The sequence below is a fragment of the Microbacterium algeriense genome (genome assembly GCF_008868005.1).
Lineage (GTDB): Bacteria > Actinomycetota > Actinomycetes > Actinomycetales > Microbacteriaceae > Microbacterium > Microbacterium algeriense.
This window is the reverse complement of record NZ_WAAO01000002.1, coordinates 1268720-1283080: the sequence shown is the minus strand read 5'-3', so window position 1 is coordinate 1283080 and position 14361 is coordinate 1268720. Positions and strand designations below refer to the sequence as shown.

Genomic DNA, 14361 nt, shown 5'->3' with positions numbered 1-14361 from the left:
GGGAAACGCCCGGTTACATTCCGAACCCGGAAGCTAAGCCTCACAGCGCCGATGGTACTGCAGGGGGGACCCTGTGGGAGAGTAGGACACCGCCGGACTCCTTTTAAACAAAATGGCCACCCATCGTTGGGTGGCCATTTTGCGTTTGAGACGAAGAGAACAGGGAGCATCATGCCGGAAGAGGAACAGCGCCGTCCGCGTCGCAACGACGACAAGGGATCGCGCGGAGAACGCCCTTCCGGAGCACGCTCCGATCGCAGCCGCGACAACGACCGCCCGCGCCGTGACGGCGCCGGCGGCTACAGCCGTGATGGTGGCGCGCCGCGTCGCGAGGGTGGTTACAGCCGTGACGGTGGCGCCCCGCGTCGCGAAGGTGGGTACAACCGCGACGGTGGTGCTCCGCGCCGCGAGGGCGGTTACAACCGCGACGGTGGCGCTCCTCGCCGTGATGGCGGCGGCCCGCGTCGCGAAGGCGGCGGGTACAACCGTGATGGTGGCGGCCCGCGTCGTGAGGGTGGGTACAACCGTGACGGTGGCGGCCCGCGTCGCGAGGGTGGGTACAACCGTGACGGTGGCGGCCCGCGTCGCGAGGGCGGGTACAGCCGTGATGGTGGTGCGCCGCGTCGCGAGGGTGGGTACAACCGTGACGGTGGCGGCCCGCGTCGTGAGGGTGGGTACAGCCGTGACGGTGGCGCTCCTCGTCGTGAGGGTGGGTTCAGCCGTGATGGTGGTGCTCCTCGCCGTGATGGCGGCGCTCCTCGCCGTGATGGTGGTGCTCCTCGCCGTGATGGTGGTGCCCCTCGCCGTGATGGTGGCGCTCCTCGTCGCGAGGGTGGGTACAGCCGTGACGGTGGTGCTCCTCGCCGTGAGGGCGGGTACAACCGCGATGGTAATGCCCCGCGTCGCGAAGCCGGCGATCGGGGCCGTTCGTTCCCGCAGCGCGGGGGAGCGGGTCGTGAGCGTCCGGCGCAGGCGGCCAACGAGCGTCCCCGGTTCGATGAGCCGCACATCCCCGATGACGTCACGGCGCGCGACCTCAACGGCGCCGCCCGCAACGAGCTCAAGACGCTGAGCAAGGAGAACGCGGAGCACGTGGCGCGTCACCTGGCCATGGCGTCGCGGCTCATCGATGAGGATCCAGCACTCGCGCACGAGCATGCGCTGGCGGCTTCTCGACGGGCCGGCCGCATCGCCATCGTCCGCGAGACTCTCGGGATCACGGCCTACGCGACGGGCGACTTCGCTCTCGCGCTCCGAGAGCTCCGCACCTACCGTCGCATCTCGGGCAAGGACGACCAGATCGCGCTGATGGTCGACAGCGAGCGCGGGATCGGTCGTCCCGATCGTGCGCTCGAGACGGGCCGTGCCGTGGATCGCTCCGCGCTCGAGACGCCGGTCCGCGTCGCCCTCGCGATCGCCATGTCCGGCGCGCGACTGGACCAGGGTGATCTCGAGCTCGCGCTCGGTGAACTCGAGATCCCGGAGCTCGATCCCGATCGCGCGTTCGAGTGGAGCCCCGCCCTGTTCGCAGCGCGTGCGGCCGTGCTCGAGGATCTCGGACGCGACGACGAGGCGGAGTTCTGGTCGCACCGTGCCGAGGTCGCGGCCCAGGCTCTGGGCGTCGATGAGGCCGGCGACGAGGAGATCTTCATCGAGGACAGCCTCATCGAGGGCGAGGACGACTTCGCGGACGGGACCGAACCCGCGGACGGGACCGAACCCGCGGACGAGTCCGCGCCCGCGGTCGAGGCTGAACCCGAGTCCACCGTGACGGAGCCGACTGTCGAGGATGAGGTGCGCGAGCTCCTCGGTGAGGACGAGTCCGACGAGTCGGAGCCGGAGGCGTAGTGGCACTGTTCTCGCGGAAGCGTCCGCTGCGCACGCCCCTGGACGGGGTGGACACCGTCCTCGCCGACCTCGACGGCGTGGTCTATGCCGGTCCGGGCGCCCTGCCGTTCGCCGTGGACAGCCTCAATCTGGCGGCGGAGTCCGTGCGGCTCGGCTACATCACGAACAACGCCTCGCGCACCGATGCCTCGGTCGCCGAGCACCTGAGCAGCCTCGGCCTGCGCGTCGAGCCCTCTGATGTGGTCACCAGCCCGCAGGCGGCCATGCGGCTGATGGCGGAGATCATCCCGGCCCCCGCGACGATCCTCGTGATCGGCGGCGACGGGCTCGTCGACGAGGTGCAGAAGGCCGGGTACACGGTGACCCGCAGTGCTGACGACGCACCGAGCGCAGTCGTGCAGGGGTTCGCTCCCGAGGTGGCCTGGACGGATCTGGCCGAAGCGGCCTTCGCGCTCAAGGTACCCGAGGACGAGGGTGGCATCCCCTGGATCGCCACGAACACCGATTGGACGATTCCGCGGGAGCGCGGCGTCGCCCCGGGCAACGGCACTCTCGTGTCGGCCGTGCACACCGCGGTCGGCCGGTTGGCGACCGTCGCAGGAAAACCGGAGAAGCCGATCTTCGAAGAGGCGCTGGCCCGCTTCGGCGCTCGGAAGGCGCTCTTCATCGGCGACCGTCTCGACACCGACATCATGGGTGCGAACCGGGTCGGCATCGACTCCGTGCTCGTGCTCACCGGCATCGATCGCCCCAAGCATGTCCTCGCGGCGCCCGAGGGGTCGCGTCCGACGTTCGTCCTCGGGGATCTCCGCGAGCTGCACGCGCCCTACCCCGAGGTCGTGGAGCAGGACGGCGTCTTCCACGTCAACGGCGCCGCGGTGCGGGTCTCGGGCGCGGACGTGGAGATCGTGTCCGACTCGGGTGCGCAGATCGACCTGCTGCGCGCGGGTGCCGCGGCCATCTGGGCCTCCGGCACTCCGGTGTTCGTGCTGCGCGTCCCCGAGCGCCTCTACGACGATCCCTTCCACCGTCCCTGAGGCGCGTGGCTCCGCCTCCCGTCGGAGGGTCCGCGTACAGTAGAGACGTGAGCGAAGAGACGACCAGTGCGCCGACCGACGGCTTGTGGAGTCGTCTGCGTCTGATCGAGGGGCAGCCTCTGACGGCACGCGCCGAGGCGTATTCCGCCTTGCACGACGAGCTCTCCCGCCGCCTCGAGAGCGGTGCGAAGCTCGACCAGCGGGAGACTCCGGGATCCCGATGACGCGACTCGACGCTGCCCTCGCCGCCCGAGGACTCGCCCGTTCGCGCACGCATGCGGCCACCCTGATCGCTGAAGGGCTCGTGAGCGTCGACGGTCGCCCCGTGGTCAAGGCATCGACGTCCGTGGACGATGCTGCCGACATCACCATCGCGGGCGCCGACCACTACGTCGGTCGCGCTGCACACAAGCTCATCGCGGGTCTCGACGGGTTCGGCGTCTCGGTCGAGGGCAGGCTCGCCCTGGACATGGGCGCGTCGACGGGCGGTTTCACGCAGGTTCTGCGCGAGCGCGGCGCGCGGAAGGTCCTCGCCGTCGACGTCGGCCACGGCCAGCTCGCTCCCGCGATCGCCGCGGATCCCGGAGTCATCGCGGTCGAGGGCTACAACGTCCGCCACATGACCCCCGAGAACCTCGCCGCGGCCACGGGCGAGGCCGCAGCGCCCGATGTCGTCGTCGGCGATCTCTCCTTCATCTCCCTCGAGCTCGTGCTGCCGGCCGTCGCGGGTGTGCGCGCGCCGGAATCCGATGTGATCCTGCTCGTGAAGCCGCAGTTCGAGGTCGGCCGAACGGCCGTGCGCGGCGGTCTCGTCACCGACCCCGCCACACGCGCCGACGCGGTCGCCCGCAGCGTGTGGAGCGCGTGGGACGCCGGGCTCGGGATGCTGGGGATCCTTCCCTCCCCGATCCTCGGCACGCACGGCAACGCGGAGTATCTGGTGCACCTCGCGCCTGGGCGCGGGAGCAATCCGACAGAATGGCTGGACAGCATCAATCGACTGGCAGGAGGACGATGAACGAGCGCAGCATCCTGGTCGTCGCCCACGCCGGGCGCGTGGACACGGTGGAGGCCGCCCGACGGGTGATCGACGCCCTGCGCGGTGCCGGTGCACGGCCCGTCCTGGCCGCGGAGGACCATCAGGCACTCGTGGCCGTCGACCCGTTCTTCGCCGACGCCGACGTGCTCGACGTCTCCGCCGATCCCGCCGACCTGGAACTGGCGATCGTGCTGGGCGGGGACGGCACCATCCTGCGCGCCGCCGAGCTGGTCCGCGACGGCGGGGCACCCGTGCTCGGCATCAACATGGGGCACGTCGGATTCCTCGCGGAGATCGATCGCGACGACATGGATGACGCCGTCCGCCGCGTGATCGCCCGGGACTACGAGGTCGAGGAGCGACTCGCGCTCTCCGTGCGCGTGAAGGACGCCGCCGGCGCGGTCGTCTTCGAGACCTGGGCGCTGAACGAGGCGACGGTCGAGAAGGCGAGCCGCGAACGCATGATCGAGGTCGTCCTCGAGATCGACGGCCGCCCGCTGTCCAGCTTCGGCTGCGACGGGATGGTCATCTCGACGCCGACCGGCTCCACGGCCTACAACTTCTCCGCCGGGGGACCGGTGATCTGGCCGAGCGTGGAAGCGATCGCGGTGGTGCCGCTGTCGGCGCACGCCCTGTTCGCCAAGCCGCTCGTCGTCAGCCCCGACGCCGCGGTCGCGATCGAGATGCTCGAGCGCACCGACGGCTCCGGCATCCTCTGGTGCGACGGTCGCCGCTCGCACGACCTGCCGCCCGGTGCGCGGGTCGTGGTGCGCCGCTCCTCGCGACCGGTGCGCCTCGCGCGGCTGCACCCGACCGCCTTCACGAACCGCCTCGTGCGCAAGTTCCAGCTCCCGGTCGAGGGCTGGCGCGGGCAGGAACCGGGGAAGTCGTCATGATCGAGGAGATGCGGATGCAGGGCCTCGGCGTCATCGCCGACGCCGTCCTGCCCCTCGGCCCCGGGTTCACCGCGATCACCGGTGAGACGGGCGCGGGCAAGACCATGGTCGTCACCGGGCTCGGGCTGCTGCTCGGTCAGCGTGCGGACTCCGGCGCCGTGCGCGCGGGCGCCGCTCAGGCCTCGGTCGCCGGGGTGTGGATCGTCCCCGAGAGCGGCGATGTCGCGGAGATCGTCGCGGACGCGGGTGGCGAGCTGGAGCCCGCCGGTGCCGGCAGCGCCGAACTCTACGTGTCGCGCACGCTGAGCGCGGAAGGGCGCAGTCGTGCGAGCGTCGGCGGACGTGCGGCGCCTGCGGGTGTGCTGTCCGCCCTCGCGGAAGAACTCGTCGTGGTCCACGGCCAGTCCGAGCAGCTGCGGCTGCGCTCGGCCGCCGCGCAACGCGATGCGCTCGACCGGTTCGGCGGCGAGCCGATCGCCGCGGCCCTGCGGAAGTACGCCGGATCCTTCGCGCGGTGGCGTGCTCTCGACGCGGAGATCGCCGAGATCACCGAAAACCGCGACCGTCGCGCCGAGGAGGCCGCCCGACTGCGGGAGGACCTGGCACTGATCGAGGCGACCGCGCCGGAACCGGGTGAAGACGAGGAGCTGACGGCGCGAGCCGAGCGCCTCGCGAACGCGGAGGAGCTGCGCCTCGCGGCCTCCCTCGCCCACGGTGCGCTCTCGAACGAGGAGGGCGATCCCGACGCCTCCGCCCTCATCGCGGAGGCGCGGCGCGTGCTGGAGCGGGCGTCCGACGCGAAGCTCACCGAGATCGGCGAGAGCCTCGCCGACATCGGCTATCGGATCGCAGACATCGCCGGTCAGCTCTCGGCCTACCTCGCCGACCTGGACGAGTCGGGTCCGCATGAGCTGGCCGCCGTCGAGGAGCGCCGCGCCGCGCTGAGTACCCTCATCCGTGCGCACGGCTCGCTGGAGGAGGCGCTCACGCTGTGGCAGACGGGTTCGACGCGCCTCGCCGAGCTCGACGACGACGGCGACCGCATCGAGCGGCTGATCGCCGAGCGCGATGCCGCGCGGGCCGAGGTGGACGCGGACGCCGCCGCCCTGACGGCCGCGCGCACGGACGCCGCTGCACGCCTGGGCGCGGCGGTCACCGAGGAGCTGCATGCCCTCGCCATGCCCGATGCGCGACTCGAGGTCTCGGTCTCCGAGGGCGTCGAGAGCGCGCACGGCCGCGACGACGTGGCCATCCTGCTCGCTCCGCATCCGGGTGCGGAACCCCGCTCCGTCGCGAAGGGCGCCTCCGGCGGCGAACTGTCCCGGGTGATGCTGGCGATCGAGGTCGTGATCGCCGCGACCGACCCGGTTCCCACGTTCGTCTTCGACGAGGTCGACGCCGGCATCGGCGGTGCGGCGGCCATCGAGGTGGGGCGGCGACTCGCCCGACTCGCCGAGAAGTCTCAAGTAATCGCGGTGACCCATCTCGCCCAGGTCGCCGCGTTCGCCGGAAACCACCTCTCCGTCGTGAAGTCCAATGACGGCGCGGTCACCGCGTCCAGTGTGCGCCGTCTGGAGGGGGAGGAGCGGGAGGCCGAGATGGCGCGCCTGCTGTCCGGACTCGCCGATTCGGATGCCGCGCTGACCCATGCGCGTGAACTTCTCAGCCTCCGTGTCCCCTCCGCCTGATAGGATCGAAGCCCGTGATGAACTCTTCTTCTGCGGGACCCAAGAACGACACGACCAAGCACATCTTCGTGACTGGTGGTGTCGTTTCGTCTTTGGGTAAGGGCCTCACGGCTGCCAGCCTCGGCAACCTCCTCACCGCCCGCGGCCTGCGGGTCGTGATGCAGAAACTCGACCCTTATCTGAACGTCGACCCCGGCACGATGAACCCGTTCCAGCACGGTGAGGTCTTCGTCACGGATGACGGTGCCGAGACCGACCTGGACATCGGACACTACGAGCGCTTCCTCGACATCAACCTGTCCGAGGCGGCCAACGTCACCACCGGTCAGATCTACTCGCAGGTGATCGCGCGCGAGCGCCGCGGGGAGTACCTCGGCGACACCGTGCAGGTCATCCCGCACATCACCGACGAGATCAAGCGCCGTATGCGCCTCCAGGCGACCGAGGACCCGCGTCCCGACGTCATCATCACCGAGGTCGGCGGCACGGTCGGCGATATCGAGTCGCAGCCGTTCCTCGAGTCCGCCCGTCAGCTGCGGCACGAGCTCGGCCGCGACAGCGTGTTCTTCGTGCACGTCTCGCTCGTGCCGTTCATGGGGGCTTCGGGGGAGCAGAAGACCAAGCCCACGCAGCACTCCGTGGCCGCGCTGCGCCAGGTCGGCATCCAGCCGGACGCCCTGGTGCTGCGCAGCGACCGCCCGGTGAGCGCGAGCAACCGCAACAAGATCGCGCTGATGTGCGACGTCGACGTCGAGGGCGTCATCAACACGGTCGACCTGCCGAGCATCTACGACATCCCGTCGACGCTCAACGAGCAGGGCCTGGACTCCTACATCGTGCGTCGCCTCGGACTCGACCAGAAGGCCGCCGACGTCGACTGGACCCGCTGGAACAAGGTGCTGCACGCCGTGCACAACCCCAAGCACGAGGTGACCATCGGCCTGGTCGGCAAGTACATCGACCTGCCGGACGCCTACCTGTCGGTCACCGAGGCCCTGAAGGCCGGCGGCTTCGCGCAGGAGACCAAGGTCAACATCCGCTGGATCCCGTCCGACCTGTGCGAGACCCCGGAGGGGGCACGGGAGAACCTGGCGGAGCTCGACGGGATCTGCGTCCCCGGCGGGTTCGGCATCCGCGGCATCGAGGGCAAGCTGGGCGCGCTGAAGTTCGCGCGCGAGCAGGGCATCCCGACGCTCGGCCTGTGCCTCGGGCTGCAGTGCATGGTCATCGAGTACGCGCGCGATGTCGCCGGTATCGAGGGTGCTTCGTCCAGCGAGTTCGACCCGGCCACCCCGGAGCCCGTGATCGCGACGATGGCCGAGCAGGTCGACATCCTCGACGGCGGCGACCTCGGCGGCACGATGCGCCTCGGCCTGTACCAGGCGGCCCTCGCGGAAGGATCGCTGGCACGCGAGCTCTACGGCACCCCCGAGGCCTCCGAGCGTCACCGCCACCGCTACGAGGTCAACAACGCCTACCGCGACCGTCTGTCGGAGGCCGGCCTGGTGTTCTCCGGCCTCAACCCCGAGCTGGACCTCGTCGAGTACGTGGAGCTGCCGCGCGACGTGCACCCGTACTACATCGCCACGCAGGCGCACCCCGAGCTGCGCTCGCGTCCGACCGACCCGCACCCGCTGTTCCGCGGGCTCGTCGGCGCGGCGATCGAGCGGCACCGGGCGAGCGAGCTGTTCGACGTCAGCGCCGATGACTGAGTCGGTCGAGGATCTCCGGGACGAGCCGTTCGAGCCGGAGGTCCTGCAGAGCGACCTCGTCTACAAGGGGTACGTCTGGGACGTGCGCTCCGACCGGGTGCGCTACGGCGACGGCGAGATCGTCCGCGAATACGTCGCGCACACCGGAGCGGTCGCGATCGTCGCCCTCGACGACCAGGAGCGGGTGCTGCTCATCCAGCAGTACCGGCACCCCATCCGCCACCGCGATTGGGAGCTGCCCGCCGGCCTGCTCGACATCGAGGGCGAAGAGCCCCTGGTCGCCGCACAGCGGGAGCTCGCGGAGGAGGCCGACCTGGTCGCCGCGCACTGGGAGCCGCTGGTCGCTTCCTGGACCACCCCGGGCGGGAACGACGAGCTGATCCGGATCTTCCTCGCCACGGGCGTGGAACCGGCCACCGCCGCGCATCACCGCGAGGACGAGGAAGCCGACATCCGCGTGGAGTGGGTGCCGTTGGCGGATGCGGTCGCGGCGGTGCTCGACGGTCGTATGCAGAACGGCGTGCTCTCCATCGGCGTCCTGGCGACGGCGCAGAGGCTCCGCGACCGGAGCTGACGATGCAGCTCGAGCGTGCCCTCGACGCGTACCTGCGTCACGTCACGGTCGAGCGCGGTCTGAGCGCGCACACCATCGCGGCGTACCGGCGCGATCTCGAGGGCTACCGGGCGTGGCTCGACGCCGAGGGGATCGCGGACACCGCCGAGGTGACCCCCGCGGTGATCGACCGCTTCGTCGCCGAGCGAGCCTCCGCCGAGCCCCCGCCCGCTTCGACGAGCCTGGCGCGACTGCAGTCGTCCGTGCGCGGCTGGCACCGCTTCCTCGCACGGGAGGGGATCGAGGCCGACGACCCGAGCGGACGGCTCCGTCCCCCCAAGGCGCCACGACGGCTGCCGAAGGCGCTCACCATCGACCAGGTCGAGCGGCTGCTCGCGGCCCCGTCCGCGGAGGAGCCGCTCGGCATCCGGGACCGCGCGCTGCTGGAGCTGCTCTACGCGACCGGTGCCCGCGTCTCCGAGGCCATCGGCCTCGACGTCGACGACCTCTCGCACGGGGACGTGCTGCGACTGCGGGGGAAGGGCTCGAAGGAGCGGATCGTGCCCGTCGGCTCGTATGCGCGTGCGGCGGTCGACGCGTACCTCACCCGGGTCCGTCCGGGACTCGCGGCGACGGGACGGGCATCGGCACGGCTGTTCCTCGGTGCCCGCGGGGCCCCGCTCTCCCGGCAGAGCGCCTGGCTCGTGATCCGCGAGGCTGCGGAGCGCGCGCAGATCACGGCGGCCGTGTCGCCGCACACCCTCCGTCATTCCTTCGCGACCCACCTGCTGCAGGGTGGCGCGGACGTCCGTGTGGTGCAGGAGCTGCTGGGCCACTCCTCGGTCGCGACGACCCAGATCTACACGCACGTCTCGGTCGACGCTCTGCGCGACATCTACGCGACATCGCACCCCCGCGCACGGTAGTTCACCGGAACATCATCCGCTCGGAGGATGGCGGAAGTGGCATGTGACATTTTACTCTGGATGCGCGCGGGTCATCGTCAGCCATCAAGGAGTCCTCCATGCGTTCCTCCGTCCCTTTCGCGGCCCTCGCCGCCTCCGCCACCATCCTTGCCCTCGCCGGGTGCGCCGGAGCATCATCCGGTGGCGAGCTCACCCCGGAGGACTCGCCACTGAGCGAGTATCTGTCCGCAGCATGGGGCGGTGATCTGTCGCCGGAGGAGCAGCAGAAGAAGTTCGCCGAGCAGCAGGCGAAGTCCGAAGCCCTCATGGCGGAGTGCATGGCAGAGGAGGGATTCGAATACGCGCCGGCGCAAGATGTCAGCCTCGACATCTCCACCGGTGACGAGTGGGAACCGGACAAGCGGGAGTGGGTCGAGAAGTACGGCTACGGCTACGTCAGCAGTCCGGGTGCGGAAGCGGCCGTGGAGGAACCGGCCGAGGAGACCGTCGATCCGAATGCGGCATACGTCTCGAGCCTCTCCGCATCCGAGCAGACCGCGTACTACGAGACGCTCTACGGCGTCTCTCCCACGGACGAGGAACTCGAGGACGGCACGTACGAGTACCGCTGGGAGGATGCGGGATGTCAGGGCTGGGCTCAGCACGAGGTCTCGGGCGACGACCCTGCCCAGAGCGAGGAGTTCACCGCGCTCTGGGAGAAGCTGCAGAAGCTGTCGACCGAGGCGCAGGAAGGACCCGAGCTCGCCGACCTGAACGCCGAGTGGGCGACGTGCATGGCCGACCACGGCGAACCGGGGTTCGCAGCCCAAGGGGACGCGGGGCAGTCGATCATCGCTGCGCAGGAGAAGATCTACGAGGCGGCGTCCGGTGGCGACGGCGAGTCGGGCGACGGCGAGTCGGATGACGGCCCGGCCGCGGACATCCAGGACCCCAACGACAGCCCGGAGATGAAGGCACTGGGGGAGCGGGAGATCGAACTGGCGCTGGTGGATCTCGAGTGCCGGGAGAAGACGTCCTTCGCCACGAGGTCGCTGCGGATCCAGTTCGCCCTCGAGGAGAAGTTCATCGCCGAGAACAAGGCCGAGCTCGACGCGTTCAAGGCCGCCGCCGAGCAGAGCAAGTGATGGGCGGGGAAGATGCGTCCGGTGTCGGGGGATGGCGACGAGTCCTCCGTCGGAATCGCACGCTCTGGATCGTGGCACTCGTCGCCGTGGCGAGCCTCGTCGCTGGTCTGCTCGTCGGCCGGCTGCTGCTGACGCCGGACGCCTCGAGCGCCGATGCCCCGGAACCGGGACTCGTTACCGCCCCGGTCGAGTTCGGTCCGCTCAGCAACGACGTGACGCTGCGCGCGGACGTCGGATACGCGGATGCCGTCGAAGTGAAGCTCGACACCTCGGCGATCACCGGCGCCGCGGTCGTGACCGGTCAGGTCCCCGAGGTCGGAGCGACGCTCACCCCGCTCTCGATCGCGCTGGAAGTCGTCGGACGTCCGGTCATCGTGCTGCCCGGCGGTCTTCCGTCGTACCGCACGCTCCGCTACGGGGTCTCGGGACCCGACGTGCTCCAGCTCAAGCAGGCCCTCACGAGCGTGGGGATCGGCGTGGGCGACGTGGAGTCGAATGTGTTCGACGGGGCGACGGCGGCGGCGGTCGGCGAGCTGTACGCGCAGGCGGGGTACCCGGTTCCGCCTCCCGAGGACGGTGCGGTCGAGGGCGTGCGCACGGCGGAGGAGGGCGTCCGCGCGGCGCAGGCCGGCGTTGCGGAGGCACAGCAGGCGCTGAACGAGGCGGGAGCCGGTCCCAGTGCCGTGGAGACGTGGCAGGCGGACGTCAAGGTGGCGGCAGCACAGCAGGCGGTGGCGAACGCGCAGGCTGCCGGCGAGGATGTGCAGCAGGCGCAGTGGGACCTGCAGACCGCGCAGTTGGAACGCGAGCAGCTTCATGCCGCGAAGGACACGGGCGCGCAGCGGGCGGCGCTCGAGTCCGCACGGGCGCAGGTGGCCTCGGCCGATCAGGCACTCGAGGAAGCGCGTCAGAAGGCGCTTCCGTATCTGCCCGCGAGCGAGGTGCTCTACCTGACGGAGCTCCCGCGTCGCGTGGATGCGGTCGACGTCGAGCGCGGATCGGTGCTGTCCGGAGCGGCCATGACGGTGTCCGGGGCGACCGTGCGTCTGACCGGGGCCGCAGCCGAGGCGGACGCCGCTCTGCTGAAGGTCGGAGCGGAGGGGACGTTCGCGCTGCCGGACGGAGAACCGCATCGCGCGGTGATCTCGAAGCTCGAGGCCGGAAAGGACAGCGCGTCCCGGTGGGAGGTGCTTCTCGATCCGGATCCGCTGACACCCGAGCAGATCTCGCAGCTGCAGGGCGAGAACGTCCGCGTCACGCTCGCGGTCGGCGCCACGGACGGCGAGGTCCTCTCCGTCCCGCTCGCTGCGCTCACCGCGGGGCCGGGCGGGGAGTCGCGGGTGGAGGTGGTCGAGTCCGATCCGCGCGAGGGCGACGAGGCGAAGACGCGCCTCGTGGTCGTCGAGCCGGGACTCGCCGCGAAGGGCGCTGTCGAGGTGACACCCGTCGAGGGGAAGCTCGCAGAGGATGATCTGGTGGTGGTGGGGCGGTGACGCTCTCGGCACCCCTCGTCGAACTCCGCGATGTCACGCGGTCGTTCCCCGGACCGCCGGAGGTGCAGGCGCTCAAGTCGGCGACGCTGAGCGTGCGGGCGGGGGACTACCTCTCGATCGTCGGGCCCAGCGGCTCCGGGAAGTCGACCATGCTCAACCTCCTGGGGCTGCTCGACCGCCCGAGCGTGGGGGAGTACCGGCTCGCCGGAGTGCTCACCGGTGACCTCTCCGAGGACGAGCGGGCGGCGGTCAGGGCGCGGTTCATCGGATTCGTCTTCCAGTCCTTCCACCTGCTGCCCCGGCGCAGCGTGCTCGACAACGTCCTGCTGCCCATGCTGTACAGCGGTGTCCCGCGGCAGGAGCGCGAGCGGCGAGCCAGGGATGCGCTGATGCGCGTCGGTCTCGGCCACCGCATCGACTTCTCCCCGAACGCGCTCTCGGGCGGTGAGCGGCAGCGGGTCGCCGTCGCGCGGGCGGTCGTCAGCGGTCCGCAGCTGCTGCTCGCGGACGAGCCGACTGGCAACCTCGATCAGCGCACCTCCGGTGAGGTCATGGACCTGTTCGAAGCCCTCAACGCCGATGGCCTCACGCTCGTCGTCATCACGCACGACGACGGTGTGGCGCGGCGAGCGGGGCGGTCCATCCGCATCGCCGACGGCCGGTTGACGGAGCTGTGATGCGCCAGCGCACCGCGGAGACCGAGAACTCGGTGTCGACGCTGACGCCCGCAGTGAAGCACGCCGACCGATTCACGGCCCAGGACCTCGTCGCCGAGGCGACGGCGGACATCGGCGCCCGCCCCGCCCGACTCGTGATGACGATCCTCGGGACGGTCCTCGGCATCGCGTCGCTCGTCGCGACGCTCGGCTTCGCGCAGACCGCCGCCGGGCAGATCGCGCGGCAGTTCGACGGCGTCGCGGCGACGCAGGTCCAGGTCACCCCGGCCGAGGCGAAGTCCGGCAAGGCGAGCACCACGGTCGCGGCCGGGCGCCTGCCATGGGACTCCCCGGATCGCGTGCGGCTGCTGGCCGGCGTGGAGAGCGCCGCTCTCCTCGGCGAGGTCGAACTGGCGGAGGGGGAGACGATCACGGCGGTGCCGGTGAACGATCCTTCGGCGCCGCTCGTGGCACCGCCGAAGCTGTTCGCGACCACCCCGGAGCTTCCGGAGGCCGTCGAAGGCGAGGTCGTGACCGGCCGCTTCTTCGACCAGGGGCACGATGAGCGCGGCGACAGGGTGGCGGTGCTGGGGCGGCGAGCCGCCGAGCGGATGGGGATCAATCGCGTCGACTCGCAGCCGTCGATCTTCATCGCGGGAGTGCCGTACTCGGTGATCGGCATCGTCGAGGGCATGGGGCGTCGCTCGGAGCTCGTGGACGGGGTCATCATCCCCCTCGGGGCCGCCCGATCCGACTTCCGACTCGCTGCGCCGAGCGAGCTGGCGATCCGCATCGCCCTCGGCGCGGGACCGCAGGTCGCCGAGCAGGCGGTGATCGCCCTCCAACCCGACGACCCGGACTCCCTGGAGGCCCGGTCGCCCGCGTCGTCCTCCGACCTCAGCCGAGACGTGCAGGCGGACGTGAACGTGGTGTTCCTCATCCTGGGAGTGATCGCCCTGCTCGCCGGGGGTCTCGGCATCGCGAACGTGACACTGCTGTCGGTGATGGAGCGCATCGGGGAGATCGGCCTTCGACGCGCGCTCGGGGCCACGCGACGCCAGATCGCAGCGCAGTTCATGGTGGAGTCCGTCGTCATCGGCTTCATCGGGGGGATCATCGGATCGGCACTCGGCGTCGCGGCCGTCATCGTCGTGGCGGCGCTCCAGGGCTGGTCGCCCGTGACGGACCCGCTGGTGGCGATCGCCGGCGTCCTCCTGGGGGCACTGGTCGGGTGGGCATCCGGCTGGTATCCCGCACGTCGGGCGGCTCGCATCGAGCCCGTCGCCGCGTTGCGCGGCAGCTGAGCCGGGACCCGGCCGCTACAATCGAGCAAGCACGACGGAGCGGGAGAACGGGTGGCTGAGAAAGTGGCGAAGTCCAGGGCGAAGG

Annotated in this window: 14 protein-coding genes and 1 rRNA gene; all 15 read left to right on the top strand. The window is 70.8% G+C overall.

The genetic code is table 11. The features are described from left to right. Positions 1-98, top strand: a 5S ribosomal RNA gene (gene rrf, locus F6A08_RS13780); the annotation flags it as partial. 209 nt (positions 99-307) lie between these two features. After that, the gene (locus F6A08_RS17685; RefSeq protein WP_192576767.1) at positions 308-1072 is read left to right on the top strand and encodes a hypothetical protein; all 765 of its coding nucleotides are present in this window, start codon (positions 308-310) and stop codon (positions 1070-1072) included. Between the two features lie 20 nt (positions 1073-1092). Then, positions 1093-1848: a hypothetical protein gene (locus F6A08_RS13770; protein ID WP_225855848.1), complete on the top strand. Its 756-nt coding sequence runs from the start codon at positions 1093-1095 to the stop codon at positions 1846-1848. Beyond that, positions 1848-2885, top strand: coding sequence for an HAD-IIA family hydrolase (locus F6A08_RS13765; protein WP_151459712.1), 1038 nt, complete (start codon positions 1848-1850; stop codon positions 2883-2885). Before F6A08_RS13770 ends, F6A08_RS13765 begins: the two co-directional genes overlap by 1 nt. Positions 2886-2932: 47 nt before the next feature. Continuing rightward, the gene (locus F6A08_RS13760; protein ID WP_017202918.1) at positions 2933-3109 is read left to right on the top strand and encodes a hypothetical protein; all 177 of its coding nucleotides are present in this window, start codon (positions 2933-2935) and stop codon (positions 3107-3109) included. Continuing rightward, complete coding sequence (locus F6A08_RS13755) at positions 3106-3903, top strand: TlyA family RNA methyltransferase (protein WP_151459711.1); 798 nt, start codon at positions 3106-3108, stop codon at positions 3901-3903. Before F6A08_RS13760 ends, F6A08_RS13755 begins: the two co-directional genes overlap by 4 nt. Beyond that, complete coding sequence (locus tag F6A08_RS13750; protein ID WP_017202916.1) at positions 3900-4820, top strand: NAD kinase; 921 nt, start codon at positions 3900-3902, stop codon at positions 4818-4820. Before F6A08_RS13755 ends, F6A08_RS13750 begins: the two co-directional genes overlap by 4 nt. Then, complete coding sequence (gene recN, locus F6A08_RS13745; protein WP_151459710.1) at positions 4817-6508, top strand: DNA repair protein RecN; 1692 nt, start codon at positions 4817-4819, stop codon at positions 6506-6508. The genes F6A08_RS13750 and recN overlap by 4 nt, the downstream gene beginning before the upstream one ends. Positions 6509-6525: 17 nt before the next feature. Further along, positions 6526-8220 carry a CTP synthase gene (locus F6A08_RS13740; RefSeq protein ID WP_017202914.1) on the top strand — a complete coding sequence of 565 codons (1695 nt, stop codon included), beginning with the start codon at positions 6526-6528 and terminating at the stop codon, positions 8218-8220. Continuing rightward, positions 8213-8794: an NUDIX domain-containing protein gene (locus F6A08_RS13735; RefSeq protein WP_017202913.1), complete on the top strand. Its 582-nt coding sequence runs from the start codon at positions 8213-8215 to the stop codon at positions 8792-8794. The genes F6A08_RS13740 and F6A08_RS13735 overlap by 8 nt, the downstream gene beginning before the upstream one ends. Positions 8795-8796: 2 nt before the next feature. Further along, the gene (xerD, locus tag F6A08_RS13730; protein ID WP_151459709.1) at positions 8797-9699 is read left to right on the top strand and encodes a site-specific tyrosine recombinase XerD; all 903 of its coding nucleotides are present in this window, start codon (positions 8797-8799) and stop codon (positions 9697-9699) included. A gap of 98 nt (positions 9700-9797) precedes the next feature. Continuing rightward, positions 9798-10823 carry a hypothetical protein gene (locus F6A08_RS13725; protein WP_151459708.1) on the top strand — a complete coding sequence of 342 codons (1026 nt, stop codon included), beginning with the start codon at positions 9798-9800 and terminating at the stop codon, positions 10821-10823. 71 nt (positions 10824-10894) lie between these two features. Then, on the top strand, positions 10895-12316 hold the full coding sequence (locus F6A08_RS13720) for an efflux RND transporter periplasmic adaptor subunit (protein ID WP_225855831.1): 1422 nt from the start codon (positions 10895-10897) through the stop codon (positions 12314-12316). After that, positions 12313-12993, top strand: coding sequence for an ABC transporter ATP-binding protein (locus F6A08_RS13715; protein ID WP_124895910.1), 681 nt, complete (start codon positions 12313-12315; stop codon positions 12991-12993). The genes F6A08_RS13720 and F6A08_RS13715 overlap by 4 nt, the downstream gene beginning before the upstream one ends. Beyond that, positions 12993-14276 (top strand): ABC transporter permease, encoded by a 1284-nt coding sequence (locus F6A08_RS13710; RefSeq protein WP_151459706.1) that lies wholly within the window; start codon positions 12993-12995, stop codon positions 14274-14276. The genes F6A08_RS13715 and F6A08_RS13710 overlap by 1 nt, the downstream gene beginning before the upstream one ends. Positions 14277-14361 lie beyond the last annotated feature (85 nt).

Coding starts and splice junctions, on each gene's coding strand:
- F6A08_RS13725 (WP_151459708.1), top strand. CDS start 9,798: ATGCGTTCCTCCGTCCCTTTCGCGGCCCTCGCCGCCTCCGCCACCATC.
- F6A08_RS13710 (WP_151459706.1), top strand. CDS start 12,993: ATGCGCCAGCGCACCGCGGAGACCGAGAACTCGGTGTCGACGCTGACG.
- xerD (WP_151459709.1), top strand. CDS start 8,797: ATGCAGCTCGAGCGTGCCCTCGACGCGTACCTGCGTCACGTCACGGTC.
- F6A08_RS13755 (WP_151459711.1), top strand. CDS start 3,106: ATGACGCGACTCGACGCTGCCCTCGCCGCCCGAGGACTCGCCCGTTCG.
- F6A08_RS13750 (WP_017202916.1), top strand. CDS start 3,900: ATGAACGAGCGCAGCATCCTGGTCGTCGCCCACGCCGGGCGCGTGGAC.
- recN (WP_151459710.1), top strand. CDS start 4,817: ATGATCGAGGAGATGCGGATGCAGGGCCTCGGCGTCATCGCCGACGCC.
- F6A08_RS13735 (WP_017202913.1), top strand. CDS start 8,213: ATGACTGAGTCGGTCGAGGATCTCCGGGACGAGCCGTTCGAGCCGGAG.
- F6A08_RS13740 (WP_017202914.1), top strand. CDS start 6,526: ATGAACTCTTCTTCTGCGGGACCCAAGAACGACACGACCAAGCACATC.